This window comes from Phenylobacterium haematophilum, from assembly GCF_014196295.1.
GTDB classification, from domain to species: domain Bacteria; phylum Pseudomonadota; class Alphaproteobacteria; order Caulobacterales; family Caulobacteraceae; genus Phenylobacterium; species Phenylobacterium haematophilum.
Genome location: NZ_JACIDK010000001.1, coordinates 890,802 through 911,608, shown reverse-complemented (window position 1 = coordinate 911,608; position 20,807 = coordinate 890,802). Strand labels below are relative to the sequence as shown.

Annotated in this window: 18 protein-coding genes; 10 read left to right on the top strand and 8 right to left on the bottom strand. The window is 68.1% G+C overall.

Going from position 1 to position 20,807, the window contains the following annotated elements:
- The first annotated feature begins 19 nt into the window (after positions 1-19).
- Genes rseP through lpxB form a run of 8 tightly spaced genes read left to right on the top strand, consistent with a single transcriptional unit; the run spans position 20 to position 8,652 of the window.
- Entirely contained in the window at positions 20-1,237 is a 1,218-nt protein-coding gene (gene rseP, locus GGQ61_RS04545) for an RIP metalloprotease RseP (protein WP_183770076.1), read from the top strand.
- Positions 1,238-1,268: 31 nt separating this feature from the next.
- Positions 1,269-3,683 carry an outer membrane protein assembly factor BamA gene (gene bamA, locus GGQ61_RS04540; RefSeq protein WP_183770075.1) on the top strand — a complete coding sequence of 805 codons (2,415 nt, stop codon included), beginning with the start codon at positions 1,269-1,271 and terminating at the stop codon, positions 3,681-3,683.
- Between the two features lie 9 nt (positions 3,684-3,692).
- Positions 3,693-4,337 (top strand): OmpH/Skp family outer membrane protein, encoded by a 645-nt coding sequence (locus tag GGQ61_RS04535; protein ID WP_183770074.1) that lies wholly within the window; start codon positions 3,693-3,695, stop codon positions 4,335-4,337.
- Positions 4,338-4,377: 40 nt separating this feature from the next.
- On the top strand, positions 4,378-5,394 hold the full coding sequence (lpxD, locus tag GGQ61_RS04530; RefSeq protein ID WP_183770073.1) for a UDP-3-O-(3-hydroxymyristoyl)glucosamine N-acyltransferase: 1,017 nt from the start codon (positions 4,378-4,380) through the stop codon (positions 5,392-5,394).
- A complete protein-coding gene (gene fabZ / locus GGQ61_RS04525; RefSeq protein WP_183770072.1) occupies positions 5,391-5,858 on the top strand; it encodes a 3-hydroxyacyl-ACP dehydratase FabZ in 468 nt (155 codons plus the stop codon). Before lpxD ends, fabZ begins: the two co-directional genes overlap by 4 nt.
- Before the next feature lie 2 nt (positions 5,859-5,860).
- On the top strand, positions 5,861-6,652 hold the full coding sequence (lpxA, locus tag GGQ61_RS04520; protein WP_183770602.1) for an acyl-ACP--UDP-N-acetylglucosamine O-acyltransferase: 792 nt from the start codon (positions 5,861-5,863) through the stop codon (positions 6,650-6,652).
- A 3-nt stretch (positions 6,653-6,655) separates the two neighbouring features.
- Entirely contained in the window at positions 6,656-7,498 is an 843-nt protein-coding gene (gene lpxI / locus GGQ61_RS04515; protein ID WP_183770070.1) for a UDP-2,3-diacylglucosamine diphosphatase, read from the top strand.
- Positions 7,495-8,652, top strand: a complete 1,158-nt coding sequence (gene lpxB / locus GGQ61_RS04510) for a lipid-A-disaccharide synthase (protein ID WP_183770068.1) — start codon at positions 7,495-7,497, stop codon at positions 8,650-8,652. Before lpxI ends, lpxB begins: the two co-directional genes overlap by 4 nt.
- A gap of 156 nt (positions 8,653-8,808) precedes the next feature.
- On the opposite strand, the gene gltA is transcribed toward lpxB, so the two are convergent.
- Both gltA and gltX read right to left on the bottom strand, forming a co-directional pair.
- A complete protein-coding gene (gltA, locus tag GGQ61_RS04505; protein WP_183770066.1) occupies positions 8,809-10,089 on the bottom strand; it encodes a citrate synthase in 1,281 nt (426 codons plus the stop codon).
- A 57-nt stretch (positions 10,090-10,146) separates the two neighbouring features.
- Positions 10,147-11,559, bottom strand: coding sequence for a glutamate--tRNA ligase (gltX, locus tag GGQ61_RS04500; protein WP_183770064.1), 1,413 nt, complete (start codon positions 11,557-11,559; stop codon positions 10,147-10,149).
- Between the two features lie 121 nt (positions 11,560-11,680).
- On the opposite strand from gltX, the gene GGQ61_RS04495 reads away from it, so the two are divergent.
- Positions 11,681-13,723, top strand: coding sequence for a ComEC/Rec2 family competence protein (locus GGQ61_RS04495; RefSeq protein ID WP_343056025.1), 2,043 nt, complete (start codon positions 11,681-11,683; stop codon positions 13,721-13,723).
- A 7-nt stretch (positions 13,724-13,730) separates the two neighbouring features.
- Here GGQ61_RS04495 and lexA read toward each other — a convergent pair whose 3' ends face one another.
- The 4 genes from lexA to GGQ61_RS04475 all read right to left on the bottom strand — a co-directional run bounded on the left by lexA (position 13,731) and on the right by GGQ61_RS04475 (position 16,951).
- Positions 13,731-14,426, bottom strand: coding sequence for a transcriptional repressor LexA (gene lexA / locus GGQ61_RS04490; protein WP_183770060.1), 696 nt, complete (start codon positions 14,424-14,426; stop codon positions 13,731-13,733).
- A 132-nt stretch (positions 14,427-14,558) separates the two neighbouring features.
- The gene (gene trpC, locus GGQ61_RS04485; RefSeq protein ID WP_183770058.1) at positions 14,559-15,347 is read right to left on the bottom strand and encodes an indole-3-glycerol phosphate synthase TrpC; all 789 of its coding nucleotides are present in this window, start codon (positions 15,345-15,347) and stop codon (positions 14,559-14,561) included.
- A complete protein-coding gene (gene trpD / locus GGQ61_RS04480; RefSeq protein WP_183770057.1) occupies positions 15,344-16,357 on the bottom strand; it encodes an anthranilate phosphoribosyltransferase in 1,014 nt (337 codons plus the stop codon). The genes trpC and trpD overlap by 4 nt, the downstream gene beginning before the upstream one ends.
- Before the next feature lie 3 nt (positions 16,358-16,360).
- Positions 16,361-16,951 carry an anthranilate synthase component II gene (locus GGQ61_RS04475; protein ID WP_183770056.1) on the bottom strand — a complete coding sequence of 197 codons (591 nt, stop codon included), beginning with the start codon at positions 16,949-16,951 and terminating at the stop codon, positions 16,361-16,363.
- Positions 16,952-17,028: 77 nt separating this feature from the next.
- Between GGQ61_RS04475 and GGQ61_RS04470 the strand changes: the two genes are divergently transcribed.
- Complete coding sequence (locus GGQ61_RS04470; protein WP_183770055.1) at positions 17,029-17,229, top strand: hypothetical protein; 201 nt, start codon at positions 17,029-17,031, stop codon at positions 17,227-17,229.
- Here the strand turns inward: GGQ61_RS04470 and trpE are convergent.
- Positions 17,226-18,758, bottom strand: a complete 1,533-nt coding sequence (gene trpE / locus GGQ61_RS04465; RefSeq protein ID WP_183770054.1) for an anthranilate synthase component I — start codon at positions 18,756-18,758, stop codon at positions 17,226-17,228. The two genes, GGQ61_RS04470 and trpE, sit on opposite strands and share 4 nt — an antisense overlap.
- Positions 18,755-20,686, bottom strand: coding sequence for a peptidyl-prolyl cis-trans isomerase (locus GGQ61_RS04460; protein ID WP_183770053.1), 1,932 nt, complete (start codon positions 20,684-20,686; stop codon positions 18,755-18,757). The genes trpE and GGQ61_RS04460 overlap by 4 nt, the downstream gene beginning before the upstream one ends.
- Positions 20,687-20,807 lie beyond the last annotated feature (121 nt).

Genomic DNA, 20,807 nt, shown 5'->3' with positions numbered 1-20,807 from the left:
GCGCGGAGGAGTACAGCAGATGCTCGATTTCATCCTCACCGCCCTGACCTTCGTCGTTCCCTTCGTTCTGGTGTTGGGGCTGGTGGTCACGATCCACGAGCTCGGCCACTTCCTGGCCGCCAAGATGTTTGGCGTGGCCATAGACCGCTTTTCAATCGGCTTCGGCAAGGCGATCGCATCGTGGACCGACAAGTCCGGCGTGGAATGGCGCGTGGGCTGGATTCCGCTGGGCGGGTATGTCCGGTTCACGGGCGACGAAAACGCCTCCAGCGTCCCCGACTCCGAAGACCTCGACACCATGCGCCGCACGATCGAGCGGCGCGAAGGACACGAGGCGGTCGCCCGGTATTTCCATTTCAAGCCGCTCTGGCAGCGCGCGATCGTTGTCGCAGCAGGCCCGATCGCCAATTTCGTGCTGGCTGTGGCGCTGTTCGCCTCGCTGCTGCTGACGTTCGGCCAGTACGTGCTGCCGGCCAAGATCGCCTCGGTGCAGCCGGGCAGCCCGGCCGAGCAGGCTGGTTTCCGCGCCGGCGACCTGATCGTCGAGGCGGACGGCCGCCGGATCCGCGGCTTCGACGAAGTCGCCGAAATCGTCCAGGTCCGCGCCAACGTCCCGACCGCATTCGTGGTCCAACGCTCCGGCGCGGATATCACTCTCGAGGCGACGCCGCGCTGGGTGGAGCGGACCGACTCCGTCGCCGGCACTCGCAGGCAGGGCATGCTGGGCCTGATTCCGGCCCAGACGCGCGACGACTTCGAGCACGTCCGCTACAACCCTGTCGAGGCGGTGGCGGGCGGCGTGCAGCGTACGTGGCGCACTCTGGAGACCACGGTCTACTATTTGGGGCGCATGATCACCGGCCAGGTTTCGCCCGATCAGCTCAGCGGCCCCCTCGGAATCGCCCGAATCTCCGGCAAGGTTGCGCAGGCTGGAGCCGAAGGCGCGCCGGATGTCGGGGGGATGATCCTCGGCAGCAGCGTCAATCTGCTCCAGCTGGCTGCGTTCGTCTCGGTCAGCATCGGCTTCATGAATTTGCTGCCGATCCCTGTGCTGGATGGGGGACATCTGCTGTTTTACGCCTACGAGGCGGTAGCGCGGCGTCCGCTGGCGGCGCGGATCCAGGCGGCGGGCTACCGGGTGGGGCTTGCGCTGCTGTTGGGATTGATGTTGTTCGCCACCTGGAACGATCTGCAGCAACTGCGTGTGTTCAAAATTCTCGGCGGCGTTTTCTCCTGAAACCCGCGCTTTTCCATTGACGGCTGATACGATGCAAAGACCCCGCGCTAGCCGCGCCGCGCTCGCCTCCGGCCTTGCCTTGCTGATGGGCTCGACGGCGATCGTCATCCCCAGCGCCGTGCTGGCCCAGGAACAGGCGACTCCGCCTCAGGCGCAGCCCCAGCCGCAGCCTGCGCCGCAGGAGGCCGGTCAGCAGTCCGGCGTCGTTCAGCGCATCATCGTGCGCGGCAACGAGCGGATCGAGCAGTCGACGGTGCTCTCCTACCTGCCGATCCAGCCGGGCGAGGTCCTGGACCCCGCCAAGGCCGACCTGGCGCTGAAGACCCTGTTCCGCACCGACCTGTTCGCCGACGTGAAGATCGAGCTGCAAGGCTCGGACATGATCGTGACCGTCGTCGAGAACCCGATCATCAACAAGGTGGTCTTCGAGGGGAACTCGGGCCTCAAGGAAGACAAGCTGCGCGACGAAGTGACCGTGCGGCCGCGCGGCATATTCACCCGCGCCAAGGTGCAGCAGGACGTCCAGCGCATCGTCGAGCTCTATCGCCGTTCGGGCCGGATCTCGGCGACCGTGACGCCGAAGATCGTCGAACTGCCGCAGAAGCGCGTCGATTTGATCTTCGAGATCAACGAGGGCCCCAAGAGCGGGGTGCTGCGGGTCAACTTCCTGGGTAACAGCGAGTTCTCGGACAACGACCTGCGCGACGTTGTCGTGACCGAGCAGTCGAGCTGGTACAAGTTCTTCTCGAACAACGCCAACTACGACCCGGACCGCCTGGAGTACGACAAGGAGCAGTTGCGCAAGCACTATCGCAACCGCGGCTTCTATGACTTCCGTGTCGTCTCGGCGATCGCCGAGCTGGCGCCCGACAAGAACGGTTTCGTCGTCACCTACACCCTCGACGAGGGCAAGGAGTACCGGTTCGGCAAGGTCACGGTCGAAACTGAGCTTCAGAAGCTCGACAAGAACGTGCTGCAGCAGCTGGTGCCGATCCGCTCGGGCGAGATCTACCAGGACGAAAAGATCGAGGCGGCGACCGACTCGCTGACCTTCGCGGCGGGCGCCGCCGGCTTCGCGGCCGTGGACGTGCGTCCGCGCTATACGCCGAACCGCGAGACGGGGCTCGTCGACGTGGTGTTCCAGGTCCGTGAAGGTCCGCGCGTGTACGTCGAGCGCATCGACGTCACCGGTAACACCCGCACGCTGGACTACGTGATCCGCCGCGAGATGAACCTGGTCGAAGGCGACGCGTACAACCGCGCCCTGGTCGACCGTTCGCGCAACAACATCCGCGCCCTCGGCTTCTTCAAGGACGTTACGATCGACGAGGCGCCGGGCAGCGCGCCCGACCGCACGCGTCTGGCGGTGAAGGTGGAAGAGCAGCCCACGGGCGAACTCTCGTTCAGCGCCGGCTATTCGTCGGTCGACCAGCTCATCCTCGACCTCGGCGTCACCGAGCGGAACTTCCGTGGCCGCGGCCAGAGCCTGCGCGCGCGGGTGTCCGTCGGCTCGCTGCGTCAGCAGATCGACTTCGGCTTCACCGAGCCGCGGTTCCTGGGCCGCGACCTGGGCGCCGGCGTCGACCTTTACTCGTACCGCTACGACCTGACCGAATACTCGGCCTACAAGACCGTGACCGTCGGCGGCAACATCCGGATGGCGTTCCCGCTGACGCTGAACTCGCGGATGTCGACGCGCTATACGCTTCGTCAGGAAGACGTCCAGATCGACGACGCCTACTGCGATCCGACCGCGCCGCTGGTGTCGCTGTCGCTCTGCGCGCAGCGCGGCAAGTACCTGACCTCGCTGATCGGCTACACCTATCTCTACGATCGCCGAAACGACCCGATCAATCCGACGCGCGGCTTCCGATTCGACGTCAGCCAGGATCTCGCCGGCATCGGCGGCGACGTGAACTACATCAGCACCGAAGTGACCGGCGGCTGGTACCACGGCTTCAACAAGGACTTCATCCTGAGCCTGACCGGGCAGGGCGGCTATATCGCCGGCTGGAACGGAGACACGGTCCGGGTCAACAGCCGCTTCTACAAGGGCGGCAACAGCTTCCGCGGCTTCGAAACCGCCGGCATCGGTCCGCGCGACACGAACTTCGGGCGCTCCGATGCGCTCGGCGGCCGCGCCTACGCCATCGGTTCGGCCGAGCTGACCATTCCGACCGGCTTGCCCGAGCAGTACGGCATCAAGGCCGCGCTGTTCACCGACGTCGGTACGCTCGGCCTGCTGGACGACAAGGATAAGCTGAGAGCCGACGGCACCGTCGACCCGCTAATCTATGACGACCTGTCGCTGCGTGCGACGGCCGGTCTGTCGGTGTTCTGGCGATCGCCGATGGGCCCCATCCGATTCGACTTCAGCCAAGTTTTGGCCAAAGAAGACTACGACAAGACCGAAACGTTCCGGTTCTCCACCTCAACCAGGTTCTAGATTCTCCACATGACGATCAAAGCCCTTGTCGCGGCGACCTGTGTCGCCGCCATCACTGCTTCCGCTTCCAGCGCGGCCTTCGCGCAAGCGGCCGCCCCGGCGGCGCCCGCGGTGACCCACGGCCCGGCTCTGCCCGGCGTCTGCACCGTCTCGGTGGAAGGGGCGATCGCGACCTCGACCGTCGGCAAGTACGTCCAGACCCGTCTGCAGCAGATCGCGACCCAGGTCGAAGCCGAGCTGAAGGCCGAGCAGACCGCGATCCAGAACGAAGCCAAGACCCTGGAAGGTCAGCGCGCCACCCTCGACCAGAACACGTTCGAGACTCGCGCGGCGGCCCTGCAGGTCAAGGCCAACGCCTATCAGCGCAAGGAGCAGCAGCGCGGCCGCGAACTGCAGGCGACGCAGCAGAAGGCCCTCGGCCGCGTGTACCAGGAGCTGACCCCGATCGTCAGCCAAGTGTACCAGCAGAACAAGTGCAGCCTGCTGATCAATCGCGAAAGCGTCGTGCTGTCGAACCCGTCGATGGACATCAGCCAGCCGGTGGTCACCGCGCTGAACGCGAAGATCACGCAGTTCACCTTCGACCGCGAACGGCTCGACCAGGCTGCTGCGGCGCCTGCGACTCCGGCTGCGGCGCCTGCGACCCGCAAGTAGGGCCGACTCGCGATAAAGGCGGGTCGAGCTGAGGATTTCCATGCCCGACCCCCGATTCTTTGAAGATCTCGGTCCCGTCACGCTCGCCGAACTGGCCAGCCTGACGGGCGCCGAACTTTCCGACGCCGCCCAGGGCCAAGTTCAGGTCCACGGCGTCGCCGTGCTGGCCAGCGCGCGGCCGGACACCGTCACCTTCCTGACCGACAAGAAGTATGCGGCCGACCTCGCCGCGGCGAAGGCTGCGGCAGTTTTCGTCACGCCGCGCGACAAGGATCTGGCGCCGCAAGGCTGCGTAGCGCTGGTCACGCCGACGCCGCAGGCGGCCTATGCAGCCGCCGCGACGCGGCTGCACCGCGCCCGCCGATATGCGGGGCCTGATCTCGTTGCGGTCGACGCGGTGATCGAGGAGGACGTGCACCTGGCCCCCGGCGTCGTCGTCGGCTCGGGAGCCCGCATCGGGGCGCGGACCGAGATCGGCGCCAACACCGTCATCGGCCCGGGCGTCGCCATCGGGCGCGATTGCGTGATCGGCGCCAATGTCACCCTGGGTTTCGCGCTGCTCGGCGATCGGGTCCGTATCTTGGCCGGCGCGCGTGTCGGCGAGCCCGGTTTCGGGGCGGCCGGAGGCGCCACGGGCGTCGTCGACATTCCGCAATTGGGCCGCGTCATCCTGCAGGATGGGGTGACCATCGGTGCGAACGCCTGCATCGACCGGGGCGCGTTCGACGACACGGTGATCGGTGAAAACACCAAGATCGACAACCTAGTGCAGATCGCCCACAACGTGCGTGTGGGACGAAATTGCGTCATGGCTGCGCACACCGGGATTTCGGGCAGCGTCGTGATCGGCGATGGAGCGGCGTTCGGCGGCCGCGCCGGGGTGGCCGACCACGTGAATATCGGAGACGGCGCCCAGGTAGCCGCCGCGGCCGGCGTATTTCGCGACATTCCGGCCGGCGAAACCTGGGGCGGCGTGCCCGGACAACCCATTCGACGCTGGATGCGGGAGGTGGCGTGGCTGTCGCGCTCCGCTAACCGCAAGGGGACTGACAAATGAGCAACGACGCGGCGACAGCCGATGTCTCGATCGACATCGCGGAGATCCTGGAACGGATACCGCATCGCTATCCGTTCCTGCTCGTCGATCGCGCCGAAGAGTATCGGCCGAACGAGTCGATCGTCGGAATCAAGTGCGTGACCATCAACGAGCCGTTTTTCCAGGGGCACTTCCCGGACTATGCGGTGATGCCCGGGGTGCTGATCGTCGAAGCTATGGCTCAGACCGGCGCGGTGTTGATGTCTAAGACGCTGAACGTCGATCGCGCCGGCAAGACCATTCTGTTCACGTCGGTCGACAACTGCCGATTCCGCCAGCCCGTGCGGCCTGGCGACGTCCTGCGCATGCATGTGAAGGTGCTGCGCGCGCGTGGGGGGCTCTTCAAGTTCGAAGGCAAGGCCATGGTCGGCGACAAGACCGCTGCCGAGGCGGAGTTCGCGGCCATGCTGGTGGAGACCCCATGAGCATCGACGTCCATCCCAGCTCCGTCGTGCACCCCAAGGCCGAGCTGGCCGAAGGGGTCGTGATCGGCCCGTTCTGCACCGTGGGTCCCGATGTAAAGATCGGCGCGCGGACGAAACTCTTCTCGCATGTCGTCATCGACGGCGTGACGTCGCTGGGCGAGGACAACGCGGTCTATCCGTTCGCCATGCTCGGCGGGCCGCCGCAGCACACCGCCTACAAGGGCGAGCCGACCCAGCTGGTCATCGGCGACCGCAACGTCATTCGCGAGCACGCGACGATGAACACCGGCACCGTCGGCGGCGGCGGGCTGACCAAGGTCGGCTCAGACGGCTTCTACATGATCGAGAGCCACGTCGGGCACGACTGCATCGTCGGCGACCAGGTGATCCTGACCAAGCAAGCGACCCTCGGCGGGCACTGCGACATCGCCGACTTCGTCATCGTCGGCGGCCTGGCGGCGGTGCACCAGCGCACCCGCGTGGGGCGGCACGCCATGGTCGGCGGCCTTGCGGCGGTCGTGAAGGATGTCATCCCCTACGGCTCGGTCTGGGGCAACCACGCCCACCTCGAGGGCCTGAACCTGCTGGGCCTGAAGCGCCGCGGCTTCAGCCGCGAGACGATCAACACCATGCGCGCGGCCTACCGCATGCTGTTCGCTGACGAGGGCACCTTCCAGGAGCGGCTCGACGACACGGTCGAGACCTACTCGGGATCGCCGGAAGTCATGGAGATCATCGACTTCATCCGCGCCGACGCCAACCGGCCGCTCTGCCTGCCGGAGCGGGAGGTCTAGGGCGTGCAGAAGCTCGGGCTGATTGCGGGCGGCGGGAACCTGCCGGTCGAGATCGCGCAGCACTGCGAACGCGCCGGCCGCCCGTTCTTCATCGTTCGGCTCAAGGGCTTTGCGGGCGAGGAGATCGCCCGTTTTCCCGGCGAGGACATCGGCATCGCCGAACTCGGCAAGTGCTTCAAGGCGTTGAAGCGGGCCGGCTGCAGGGCCGTGACCCTGGTCGGGACGGTCGATCGGCCCGATTTCAAGTCCCTGACGCCCGATCTACGCGGCCTCATGGCTCTGCCCGGCGTGATCGCCGCGGCGCGCCAGGGCGACGACGCGCTGCTGCGCCAGTTGCTCGGCGAGTTTGAGAAGGAAGGCTTCGTCGTCGAGGGCGCGCACGAGGTGATGGGCGACCTGACGCTGGCCGCCGGCCCGTTGGGCGCGGTCGCCCCGACCGACGAGCAGATGGCCGACGTCCAACATGCGCTGCGCGTGGCGCGCGCGATCGGCCAGTTGGACGTGGGGCAGGGCGCGGTCGTCTGCGAGGGCTTGGTCCTGGCCGTGGAGGCGCAGGAAGGCACCGACGCGATGCTGCGCCGGGTCGCCGAACTGCCGCGCAACATCCGCGGCAGCGCCGATGCGCCGCGCGGCGTGTTGGCCAAGGCGCCCAAGCCGATCCAGGAGACCCGCATCGATCTGCCGACCATCGGGCTGGGCACGATCCAGCGGGCGGCGCAGGCCGGGCTGGCCGGGGTGGCGGGCGAGGTCGGGCGGCTGCTGGTGCTGGACCGCGAGGCGGTGATCGCCCTGGCCGACGAGCTCGGTCTCTTCGTGGTCGGCGTCGAGCCGCCGAGCGCGCCGTGACGAAGCCGCTTTGCGTCATGCTGGTCGCGGCCGAGGCGTCGGGCGACGACCGCGGCGCGGGCCTTGCGCGGGCGCTGCGCGCGCGTCTCGGCGACGGCGTCCGCTTCGTAGGCGTCGGCGGCGAGCGAATGGCGGCCGAGGGCGTGCAGAGCCCCTTCGACATCGCGCAGCTGTCGATCCTGGGGCTGCTGGAAGGCCTGCTGGCCTATCGCAAGGTGGTGGCGCGGGTCGCGGACACCGTCGCCCTGGCCAAGCGCGAGAAGCCCGACGTGGTGGTGCTGATCGACTCCTGGGGCTTCACGTTGCGGGTCGCCCAGCAGCTACGCAAGCTCGACCCGCAACTGCCGCTCATCAAGTACGTCGCGCCGCAGGTCTGGGCGACGCGCCCGGGACGGGCCAAGACCCTGGCGGCGACCGTCGATCATCTGCTGTCGATCCATGTGTTCGACGCGCCGTACTTCGAGGCCGAGGGGCTGCCGGTGACCTTCGTCGGCAACTCGGCGCTGACGCTCGACTTTGCGCAGGCCGACGGCGGGCGGCTGCGGGCGCAGCTCGGCATCGCCGCCGACGCCCCGGTGCTGCTGGTTCTGCCGGGCAGCCGGCCGGGCGAGATCAGCCGCGTCCTGCCGCCGTTCGCAGACGCCGTGGCGATCCTCAAGGCCGTGAGGCCCGACCTGCAGGTGATCATCCCGGCCGCGCCCACGGTGGCGCAAGCCGTCAAGGAGCAGGCGTCAGGCTGGGCTCATGTGGTCGAGGGGGAGAGCGCAAAGCTTGACGCGATGAAGGCCGCGACTGTGGCGCTGGCCTGCTCGGGCACCGTCACGACCGAGCTGGCGCTGGCCGGCGTGCCGATCGTGGTCGGCTATCGCCTGGGCGCGATGACCCACGCGATCCTCAAGCGGCTGATCCGCACGCCCTACATCACCCTGTTCAACATCGCCGCGAAGGACTTCGTCGCGCCGGAACTGGTGCAGGACGACTGCAACGGGCCGGCTCTCGCGCGCGAGGTCGCAATGCGCCTCGACGATCCGGCGCTGCGCGGTCGTCAGGTCGCGGCCCAGACCGCGGCCCTGCAGAAGATGGGGCGCGGCGGGGCCGATCCCTCAGACGTGGCGGCCGACGCCGTTCTGGAAGTGCTCCGGTCGCGAGCGTAGCGGCGCGGCGTCCAGCACGAATTGCTGGATCTCCGGGGCCGTGGCGCAGACGTGCAGCTCCGACCAGGTCGGGTTGACCGGCCCGACGATTAGGCGCCAAACAAAAACCCCGCCCGGCGAACCGGACGGGGCTGATGTCTTGGATGTCGATCGAGCTTAGCGCTTGTCGACCGAGACGTAGTCGCGCGGACCAGCGCCCGTGTAGATCTGGCGCGGACGGCCGATCTTCTGCGACGGATCCTCGATCATTTCCTTCCACTGGCTGATCCAGCCCACGGTGCGGGCCAGAGCGAACAGCACGGTGAACATCTCCGGCGGGAAGCCCAGGGCGCGCAGGGTGATGCCCGAGTAGAAGTCGACGTTCGGGTAAAGCTTGCGTTCAACGAAGTAGGGGTCGTTGAGCGCGATCTTCTCGAGCTCGATCGCCACTTTCAGCAGCGGGTCGTCGGAGTGACCGACTTCCGCCAGCACTTCGTGGCAGGTCTGCTGCATGACCTTCGCGCGCGGGTCGTAATTCTTGTAGACCCGGTGACCGAAGCCCATCAGGCGATAGCGACGATCCTTCACGCCTTGGACGTACTCGGGGATGTTCTCCACCGAGCCGATCTCGGCCAGCATGTTCAGCGCTTCTTCGTTCGCGCCGCCGTGGCTCGGGCCCCAGAGGCAGGCGATGCCGGCCGCGATGCAGGCGAACGGGTTGGCGCCCGACGAACCGGCCAGACGGACGGTCGAGGTCGACGCGTTCTGTTCGTGGTCCGCATGCAGGATGAAGATGCGGTCCATGGCGCGGGTCAGCACCGGGTTCGGCTTCCAGTCCTCGGCCGGGACCGAGAAGCACATGCGCAGGAAGTTCTCCGAGTAGGACAGGTCGTTGCGCGGATGCACGAACGGCTGGCCCTTGAAGTACTTGAAGGCGCGCGCGGCGATCGTCGGCATCTTGGCGATGAGCCGATGCGACGAGATCATCCGCTGTTCCGGATCATCGATGTTGGTGCTGTCGTGATAGAAGGCCGACAGCGCGCCGACGGCGCCGACCATGATGGCCATCGGGTGGGCGTCGCGGCGGAAGCCCATGAAGAACCTATCGAACTGCTCGTGCAGCATGGTGTGATAGGTGATGTTGTGCTCGAAGGTCTCGAACTCCTTGGCGTTCGGCAGGTCGCCGTTCAGCAGGAGGTAGCAGACTTCGAGGAAGCTCGACTTCTCGGCCAGCTGATCGATCGGGTAACCGCGATGCAGCAGGACGCCCTTGTCGCCGTCGATGAAGGTGATCTTGCTTTCGCAGCTCGCCGTCGACGTGAAGCCCGGGTCGTAAGTGAAGACGTCGGCCTCGGCGTAGAGTTTTCGGATATCCACGACGGCGGGACCGTCCGTACCCTTGAGGATCGGCAGCTCGACCGACTTGCCGTCGAAACTCACCTTAGCCGTATCGCCCATGCCATTCCTTCCGTCTTGCAGGAGTTAAACGCCCGTTTCAGCGCGCCTTATAGCGCGTTATGCGGACTGTGAAAGCGCGTCGTCGAGGCGCCCCAAACTTTCCGGTTTCCCAAGGCTCACAAGGGCTCCGGCCAGATCAGGGGCAGGAGACCCTCCAGAGAGGACGCCGCGTAAGGCCGGACCGAACTTGCCCATGCCCACGCCTTCGGATTCGGCGAAGCCGCGAAGCGCCGCTTCGAGCGCCGGGACCGCCCAATCGTCTTGGCCGTCGAGGCGCTCACGCAGGCGGCCAAGCCGTGCGCGGGTCTCGTCGGTCAGCAGGCCCTTAGCCTTCTCCGGCAGCTCCAGGGGCCGGCGCTTCAGCGCGAAGACCGTGGCGTCCGCCAGCTCAAGCATCGTCTTGGCGCCGTCGCGCACCAAGGGGACGGTGCGCTCGATGATCGCCTCGTCGCCGTCGTGCAGCGGGAAGTCTCGGCTCTTGTGGATGCCGCCGACCAGCTTGGCCAGCCGGGCCGGCTCGGCCTGGCGGATATAGTGGTTGTTGAGGTGGTTCAGCTTGTCCCAGTCCAGGCGGGCGGGAGCGCCGACCACGTCTTTGACGTCGAACCAGCTGATCGCCTGCTCGTCGGAGAAAATCTCATCGTCGCCGTGGCCCCAGCCGAGCTTGGCCAGATAGTTGCGCATGGCTTCGGGCAGGTAGCCCATGTCGTCGAATTCGCTGACCGCCTGCGCGCCGTGGCGCTTGGACAGCTTGGTCCCGTCCGGGCCGTGGATCAGCGGCAGGTGCGCCCATACCGGAACCTCCCACCCCATCGCCTGATAGATCAGGGTCTGGCGGGCGGCGTTGTTCAGGTGGTCATCGCCGCGGATCACATGGGTGATGCCCATGTCATGGTCGTCGACCACGACGGCGAGGTTGTAGGTCGGGCTGCCGTCCGAGCGCAGCAGGATCAGATCGTCCAGGGTCTTGTTCTGGAACGTGACCTGGCCCTTCACCTCGTCGGCGATCACCGTCTCGCCTTCGAGCGGGCTCTTCAGGCGCACGACGTAGGGCTGACCCTCGTCATAATTGCCGGCGTCGGTGCGGTCGCGCCACGGCGAGCGGATCACGCGGCCCTCGGCGCGCGCGGTCTCGCGCTCGATCTCGAGTTCCTCGGGCGTCATGTAGCAGCGGTAGGCGCCGCCGCGGGCCAGCATGTCGGCCACGACCTCGCGATGGCGGTCGGCGCGCGCAAACTGGAACACCGGCTCGGCGTCGGGCTTCAGGCCCAGCCAGTCGAGGCCGTCGAAAATGACCTTCACCGCCGCTTCGGTTGAGCGCTCGCGGTCGGTGTCCTCGATGCGCAGCAGGAACTGGCCGCCGGTGTGCTTTGCATAAAGCCAGTTGAAAAGCGCCGTCCGGGCCGTGCCAATGTGCATGGAGCCGGTGGGGGAGGGGGCGATCCGGGTGACGACGGGACGTTCGGACATCGAGATTGAAACTATGTCTGCAGCAGGCGCGCCTGACGTGCGCGCGGCGCCTCTTAACACGCCCTTTCCGCCACGTCCTAGCCTCCGCCGCATCGCAGCATGGTTTGTCGATCAAGCCTCCGTGCAACCGATCAGTCTTTGGACGCCTGTCGCGTTCGGAGCGGGGGCTGCGGTCTATCTGACGCTGCCGGGTGAACCGCTGGCGCTCGTGGCCTATGTGCTGCTGGTCGCGGCGGTGCTGACGCTGGCGGCGGTTTCGCGCCTCAGCCTCGGCCGGCCGGCGGTCGTGCTGCTCGTGCTGACGGCCTTCGCGCTGGGCGGATTCGCCGCGGCCAAGCTTCGAACCCAGGCGGTGCGCGCGCCGATCGCGCCGGCCGGGGGCGGGGTCCGCGCGATCGAGGGGTTCGTCGTAGACGTGGCGAGCCCGGGGCAAGGCGGTCCGCGGCTGCTCATCGCCCCGATCCGGATCAGCGCCCTGGCGCCGGAGGAAACGCCTATCCGGATCCGTATGACGCTGCGGGACGACGACCTCCTGCCGACGCCCGGATCTGCGATCTCGCTGAAGGGCATGGTCAATGCGCCGCCGCCGCCGGCCAGCCCGGGATCCTACGACTTCGCCCGCGACGCATTCTTCGACGGCGTCGGCGGAGTCGGATTTGCACTGACACCGGTCGAAGCGATCCGCGCGGCGCCGCCGCCGTGGCGGCTCGGCCTCGAGATGAAGATCAATGCGATACGCTGGGCGCTGGCCAAGCGCATCGTCGAAGAAATGGGCGTCCAGAGCGGCGGCCTTGCCGCGGCGATGATCAGCGGCCACGAGGCCTTCGTGCCAAAGGATCAGGTCGAGGATCTGCGGGCGTCGGGCCTGGCGCACATCATCTCGATCTCCGGCCTGCACATGGCCATCGTCGGAGGCTTCACTTTCGCGGCGGTGCGCCTCGGGATCGCCGCCTGGCCGTGGGCGGCGGTGCGGGTCTCGTCCAAGAAGGTCGCCGCCGCGGCCGGCCTGTTCGCGGTGAGCCTGTACCTGGTGATTTCAGGTGCGCCAGCCCCGGCGGAGCGGGCGGCGATCACGGCGGGGGCGGCGTTCCTGGCGATTCTCGTCGACCGGCGGGCGATCAGCCTGCACACCCTGGCGATCGCGGCCTTGGTGATCCTGGCGCTTCAGCCTGAAGCGGTGGCCGCGCCGGGCTTCCAGATGTCATTCGCCGCGACGGCCGCGCTGGTGGCCCTGGCCGAGGCCTGGCCGCGGCCGCCTGCCGAGATCAACACGCCCTGGCCGATCCGGATCGTGCAGGCGTTGGGGGTCTGGACCGCCGCCAGCATCGGGGCAAGCTTCGTGGCGGGATTGGCGACCGGACCGTTCGCCATGCAGCACTTCAACCGCGTCTCGACCTTTGGCTTGATCGCCAACCTGCTGACCGCGCCGATCACCTCGTTCCTGATGATGCCGGCGCTGGCGATCGGCGCCGTGCTGGCGCCGCTGGGACTTGGGGGCGTCCCGCTGGCGGCCGCGGGCCTGGCGATCGACACGATGAACATGATCGCCGCGTGGGTGGCCGGGATGCCGGGCAGCCAGCGCATCTTCGCCAGTGCGCCGGCCTGGACCCTGCCGGCGGCCTTCGTCGGGGTGCTGTGGCTATGTCTATGGAAAGGGCCGCTGCGCTGGCTCGGCCTGCCGCTGGCGCTGGCGGTGTGGCTCTGCCCGCGGCCGCCCGCTCCGGACGCCTGGATATCCGCCGACGGCTCATCGGCTGCGGTAAGGCGAGGGGGCGAGGCGGTCCTGCTGCGCCCGGACGCCAAGTTGTTCGCGGCCGAGCTCTGGTCGCGCCGGCGCGGCCTGATCGTGGCGGACGCGGACGCCCGCGACGGGGGATATGACTGCGATCGCTGGTCCTGCGCGCCGCTGCAGTCGAGCAGGGACGCGCGTATCGCCGCGATCTTCACGCGGCGAGCCTCGACGATCGAGAAGAAGCAGCCGCTGTTCTGCCAGTGGGCCGAGGTCGTGGTGATCCGCGGCCAGGCGGCGCCATGTCCGAAGGCGCTCACTCTCACCGAGGCTGACTTCCAGCGCGGCGGCTCAGCCGAACTCTATCGGACCGCCGAGGGCTGGCAGGTGGTCTGGGCGCAGGATCTGCGCGGTCAGCGGCCCTGGAGCCGATGACGCCGGGTCAGTGGTAGCGGCGGATCAGGCCGACCAGACGGCCCTGCACCTGCACCTGGTCGGGCCCGAAGATACGGGTCTCGTAGGCTGGGTTCGAAGCCTCCAGGGCGATCGACGCGCCTTTCTTGCGTAGGCGCTTCAGCGTGGCTTCCTCGCCCATGACGAGGGCGACGACGATGTCGCCGGAGTTGGCGGTGTCGGTTTTGCGGATCACCACATAGTCGCCGTCGAGGATGCCGGCGTTGATCATCGAGTCGCCGGCGATCTCGAGCACAAAGTGCTCGCCGGCGCCCAGGATGGTCTCCGGCACCGGGATCCGGTCGCGTTCCTGCTGGATCGCCTCAATCGGCGTGCCGGCGGCGATGCGGCCAAGGATCGGCAGTTCACGCGTGTCGTTGGCGATCGGCATCACCGGCGAGTCCCCGGCGCCTTCGACCAACTGCGGCTTAAACGGCGAGCGGCCCTTGGGCGGGGCGGCGGTGGTCGCCTGCTGCGGAAGCTTGACGACTTCGAGCGCGCGGGCTCGGTGCGGCAGGCGGCGCAGGAAGCCGCGCTCCTCGAGCGCCGTGATCAGCCGGTGAATGCCCGATTTCGAGGCCAGATCCAGCGCCTCCTTCATCTCGTCGAAGGACGGCGAGACCCCGGTTTCCTTGATCCGCTCATGAATGAACATGAGAAGTTCGTGTTGCTTACGGGTGAGCATGGCTGTCGAGCCCTTGAGAACAAAGCGCTAACGTCACGAATGTTCTCTAGGTGTTCTAGGTTAATGTCAAGTTACCGCGGAGCCTTTGAAAAGCTAGGCTTTTTCGGTCGCCTGAGGCAGCCGTGAGCCGACTCAGCGGAGCAGGGCTCGGGTCGCGGCGGTGACGTCGGCTTGCCGCATCAGGCTCTCGCCGACCAGCATGGCGCGGGCGCCGCAGCGCTCCAGACGCGTCACGTCCAGCGGGGTGAAGATGCCGCTCTCGGTGACCAGCAGGGCGTTGTCGGGCGTGGCGTCGGCCAAGCGCTCAGTAATCCGCAGGTCGGTCTCGAAGGTGCGCAGATTGCGGTTGTTGACGCCGACCAGGGTCGCGCCCAGCTTGCCGGCGCGGACCATCTCGTCCTCGTCATGGACCTCCACCAGGGCGTCCATGCCCAGGCGGGCGGCTTCCGACATGAGGTCGGCCGCCAGCGCGTCGTCGACCATGGCCATGATCACCAGGATCGCGTCGGCGCCCAGGGAGCGGGCCTCGACGACTTGCCAGGGATCCACCAGGAATTCCTTGCGCAGGGCGGGCAGGGCGACAGCGTCGCGTGCAGCGGTCAGGAAGGCGTCCGCGCCCTGGAAGCTCGGTCCGTCGGTCAGCACCGACAGGCAGGCCGCGCCGCCGGACTCGTAAGCCTTGGCGAGCACGGGCGGATCGAAGTCCTCGCGGATCAGCCCCTTGGACGGCGAGGCCTTCTTGATCTCGGCGATCAGGGCCAGCTTGCCGGGGGCATGGGCGCGCTCGAGGGCGGCGCGGAAGCCGCGCGGCGCCGAGGCGGCCTGGCCGGCGGCTTCGAGGTCGGCCAGGGTCCGCTGCGCTTTCCGCTCGGCGACTTCCTCGCGCTTGTAGGCGGCGATCTTGTCGAGGATGTCGCTCATGCCGCGGTCACCTCGACCAGCTTGTCGAGCGCGGCCTTGGCGCGGCCGTCGTCGATGATCTGGCCGGCCAGTTCGACGCCTTCGCGCAGGGTTTCGACGTGCTCGCCGACCAGGAACGCAGCGGCGGCGTTGAGCAGCACGATGTTGCGGTAGGCGCCGGTCGCGCCGTCCAACAGCTCACGCAGGGCGACCGCATTCTGAGCCGGCGAGCCGCCGGTCAGGTCGGCGAGCGCCGAGCGCGGCAAGCCGACGGCTTCCGGAGTGATCGTGAACAGGCGCACCTGGCCGTCGCGGTACTCGGCGACGCTGGTCTCGCCCGTGGTGGTCATCTCGTCGAGACCGCCGCCGTGCACGACCCAGGCCCGTTCAGCGCCGAGCGCGCCGAGGACGCGGGCCAGCGGCTCGACCCAGCGGTCGGCGAACACGCCCATCACCTGGCGCTGGGCATTGGCCGGATTGGTCAGCGGGCCGAGCAGGTTGAAGATGGTGCGGAAGCCCAGGTCGGTGCGGATCGGTGCGACATGGCGCATGGCGCTGTGGTGGGCCGGAGCGAAGAAGAACGCGACATTGGCCTCGTCCAGCGCGCGCAACTGCTGTTCGGCGGTGGCGGCCAGGTTGACGCCCAGCTCAGTCAGCACGTCGGCGGCGCCCGAGCGCGAGGAGACGGCGCGGTTGCCGTGCTTGGCGATCTTCAGTCCGCCGCCGGCGCAGACGAAGGCCACGGCGGTGGAGACGTTCAGGGTATGCAGGCCATCGCCGCCGGTGCCGCAGACGTCCATCACCTGGAACGGATGGTCCAGGGTGACGGCGGCCTTGCGCATGGCGCGGGCGCAGGCGGTGATCTCGCCGGTCGTCTCGCCGCGCATGCGCATGGCGGTGACGGCGGCGGCGACCTGGGCCGGGGTCGGTTCACCGCGCAGGCAGGCGGCGAAGAACTCGCCGGCGTCATCCTCGGTCAGGGTCCCGCCATCCGCGAGGCGGCCCAGGAGCGGCTTGAAGGCGTCGGACATGTCTTAGGCGTCGACCAGGGGCGCAACGCCCGCGAGCTTGAGGAAGTTGGCCAGCATGGCGTGGCCGCCTTCGGTGGCGATGGATTCGGGGTGGAACTGCACGCCGTGCACCGGCTTGGACTTGTGCTGGAAGCCCATGACCTCGCCGTCGTCGGTCCAGGCGGTCACCTCCAGCACGTCCGGCATGGTCGACCGCTCGACAGACAGGCTGTGATATCGGGTCGCGGTCACCGGATTGGGCAGGCCCGCGAAGATACCCTTGCCGGTGTGTTCGATCTGGCTGGTCTTGCCGTGCATGATCGCCTTGGCGCGCACCACCTGGCCGCCATAGGCCTGGCCGATCGACTGGTGGCCGAGGCAGACGCCGAGGATCGGCAGGTCCTCGGGCGCTGCGGCCAGCAGGTCCAGGCAGATGCCCGCCTCGTTGGGGGTGCAGGGGCCCGGCGAGAGCAGGACGCCTTGCGGCTTCAGGCCCAGCGCCTCTTCGACGCTCAGCGCGTCGTTGCGGTAGACGAGCGTCTCAGCCCCCAGCTCGTTCAGATAATGAACGAGGTTGTAGGTGAAGCTGTCGTAGTTATCGATCACCAAGATCATAAGGGTTCTCTAGGCTCGGCCCGCCCCGACGCCAAGCCCCGATTGCCTGGGTCGCATCTTGGCGGGATGCTGTGTCCATGACGCCTGCCGATTCCGCCCTCGACCCGGACCAGATGGCCTATGCGCGCAGCTTGCTGCGGGCCCCCGTCCAGCGCGAGCGGGCCTGGCCGGCCCTGGGCGCGGCGGCTTTCGCGGCCGTGGCGGCGCTGGCGCTCGCCGCGGCCATGATCACCGCCCCGCCCGTGACGACCACGCACGTGGTCGATCGCGCGAACTAGACGAAACGCCAGGATTCCTCTGCGGCGCGGCGCAGAGCCCGGGCCTTGTGCAGAGTCTCGTCGTACTCGGCGTCGGGGTCGCTGTCGGCGACGACGCCGCCGCCGGCCTGGACGTACATCTGGCCGTCCTTGAAGCAGGCCGTGCGCAGCACGATGCAGGTGTCGACCGACCCGTCGGCGCCGAAGTAGCCGACCGCGCCGGCATAGGCGATGCCGCGCTTTTCCTGCTCGAGTTCGTCGATAATCTCCATCGCCCGCACTTTCGGCGCGCCCGACAGCGTGCCGGCGGGCAGGGCGGCCATGACCACGTCGACCGGGTCCAGGCCTTCGGGGGCGTCGCCCTCGACGTTGGAGACCAGGTGCATGACGTGGCTGTAGCGCTCGACGAAGAACGAGTCGGTGACCCGCACCCGCGGACCGCGCGCGACCTGCTGGGGTTCGTTGGAGCCCTGGTTCTTCAGCATCGCCACGCGGCCGACGTCGTTGCGGCCGAGGTCGAGCAGCATCAGGTGCTCGGCGCGTTCCTTGGGGTCCGCGATCAGCTCGGCTTCCAGCGCGCGGTCTTCTTCCGGCGTCGCGCCGCGGGGCCGCGTGCCGGCGATCGGGCGGATGGTGATCTTGCCGTCGCGCAGCCGCACCAGGATCTCGGGGCTTGAGCCGGCCAGCTGGAAGTCGCCGAAGTTCATGTAGAACAGGAACGGCGAGGGGTTCATGCGGCGCAGCGAGCGGTAGAGCGCGAACGGGTCGTGCGCGAAGGGCGCGCGGAACCGGTGGCTGGGCACGACCTGGAAGATGTCGCCGGCGAGGATGTAGTCCTTCGCGCGGGCGACGATGCGGTGATAGTCCTCGCGGCTCACCGGGGTGGTGAAGCGGTCGGGCTCCGGCTGGGCCGCGCCTGTCAGCGCCGGGGCCGGATTGCGCAGGTCGGCGGCGACCTCGGCCAGCCTGGCCTGGGCGTCCTCGTAGGCGGCCTGGGCGGTGATTTCCGAGGGGCGGACCGTGGTGACCAGGATGATCTCCTGGGCGATGGCGTCGAAGATCGCGACCATCGAGGGGCGGATCATCAGCCCGTCCGGCAAATCCAGCGGATCGGGATTGACGTTCGGCAGCCGCTCGACCAGCCGGATCATGTCGTAGCCGATGGCCCCGAATACGCCCGCCGACATCGGCGGCAAGCCTTCCGGCAGGTCCAGCTGCGAGCGGGAGACCAGGTCGCGCAGCGAATCCAGGGCGCCGCCCGCCTGGGCCTGGAAGCGGTCGGCGGCGATGTCCGGGCCGACGGCGATCTCGGCCTGGTCGCCGCGGCATCTCCAGACGAGGTCAGGCTTCATGGCGATGACCGAGTAGCGGCCGCGATGCGCGCCGCCCTCGACCGACTCGAACAGGAAAGCGTAGGGCCGGCCGTGGGCGATCTTCAGATAGGCCGAGACCGGCGTTTCCAGATCGTCGATGAGCCGGGTCCAAACGACCTGCGGCGCGCCCTGAGAGTACTTGGTCTCAAAGTCCGCAAACGCAGGATCGATCGTCACTTCGCCTTCTCCGTCTTGGCCGCCGGTTCAGCGGCCTTTCCCTTTTCGATCGGCGGCAGGCCCAGGGCCGCGCGCGCCTTGTCCGGATAGACCTTGGCCTTCACCTCGGTGCGGGCGGCCTTGCGGGCGTCGGCGCCGAGGTCGCGGAACAGCGCCATGGTCAGTTGCGGGCGCACGTCCTCGGTGATCCGGGCCAGGGTCGGGCCGCTCGGGGCGCGGACCGCCGTCAGCTTGCCGACGATGAGGCCGAACTGCGTGCCCTCGGCGGTGAAGACGTCGCCCTGCTTGCCGCTGAACGCCTTGCCCAGCGCGTCGCGCGACAGGGCGGTGTTCTGGGCCGCGTTCTGACGGTCGAGGTTGGTCACGTTGACCACCTTGGCGCCGGCCGAGGCGGCCACCGCGTCGAGGCTCTCGCCCTTGCGCACGCGGGCGGCCAGTTCGTCGGCGCGCGTCTGCATCGTCTTGACCAGTTCGCGCATCATCCAGAAGCGGGTCAGCTGCGGCTTGACCTCGGCCAGCGGCGGCAGCGCCTTGGGGATCACCCGCTCGACGCGGACCGCGAAGTACTGACCTTCGCCGGCGTCCTGGACCTCGCTCTCACCGCCGGCCGGCAAGCTGTAGGCGAGTTCGAGCATCTTCGGGGTCACGCCGGCGACCGGCTGGCCCTGCTGGCCCTGGCCCTGCTGGGTCACCGGACCGATGGTGAAGGTCGGCACGCCGGCCTTCTTGGCGGCTTCCACGAGGTTGGCCCCGTCGGCGCGGGCGTCTTCATAGGCCTGGCTGAGCGCGTAGACCTTCTCGGCGGCCGCGTCCTTGCGGACTTCGGCTTCGATCTGCGGGCGGACCTGGTCGATCGTGACGACCTGGCCCGGGGTGACCTTGGCCACCTTGACCACGGCCATGCCCAGGTCGCCCTGGATGACCGAGACCTGGCCGTCCTTCAGGGCGAAGGCGGCGGCGCCGACCCGCTTATCGGCGACCGCCGACTGCGGCTTGTCCGCGTAGATGATCGCCTCCACGCCGGTCGACTTGGCGATTGCGGCCGGATCTTCGCCCTTGGTCAGTCGCCCGGCGATCGCCTGGGCGGCGGCGGCGTCCTTGGCCGGGATCTGGATGAGGGTGCGGGTTTCGGGGCGCGACAGCGTATCCTTGCGGAAGTCAAAGCGCTTCTGGACCTCGGCCGGGTCGACCTTGACCTCTCCGACCTGGGCCGGTGTGAAGGCGACGACGGTCAGGACCCGGAACTCCGGCAGGGTCATGCGGTCGGCGTTCTCCTTCATGAAGGCCTGCAACTGAGCGTCGGTCGGCTGGGCCGGCTGCGGCACGCTGCGCGGGTCGATCATGAAGTAGCCGACGTCGCGCGCTTCCAGCTCGTAGATGGCGGTCAGTGCGCCATAGGCGCGCGGCACGCGCAGGCCGTTCACCATCGCCGCGGCGGTGTGGGATTCGGCGATCTGGTCGCGCAGCAGGGTCTCAAAGCGGGCCGGGGTCAGGCCGTTCTCGTTCAGGCGCTGCTGGTACAGGGCCTTGTCGAAAGCGCCGGACACCTGGTCGAAGAACGCCGGGATCTTGCGCAGCTCCGATTCCATCAGCCGGTCAGACGGATGGACGCCGATCTTGCGGAGCATCTCGCCGAACGACTCGCGGGTGGCGATCTCTTCCATCAGCCGCCGGTCGAGACCGGCCTCGACCGCCTCCTCGATGCTGATCGGACGCTTGGTCTGCTCTTCGGCGCCCTTGCGGAAGTTGTCGAACTCGCGGCGGAAGTCCGTCCCGGAGACATGCCGGGAGCCGGCCTTCACGACATCGTTGGTGTAGTTGCCCTGGAAGGCGTCGTTGACGCCGAAGATCGCGAAGCTGACGACCAGCAGGCCGATCAGCACGGCGGCGACCCAGGATTTGGCGAATTGTCGGGTGGCGGACAGCATTTGACCCTACCGGAGCCCCTTCGGAGCGAATGTGGAACGGCGGGTATAGTGGAGGCCGCTTCCCCCCCGCAAGCACGTGACAGAAGAAGCTGCATAGCTTAACGGCCCTGCGATCCACGAA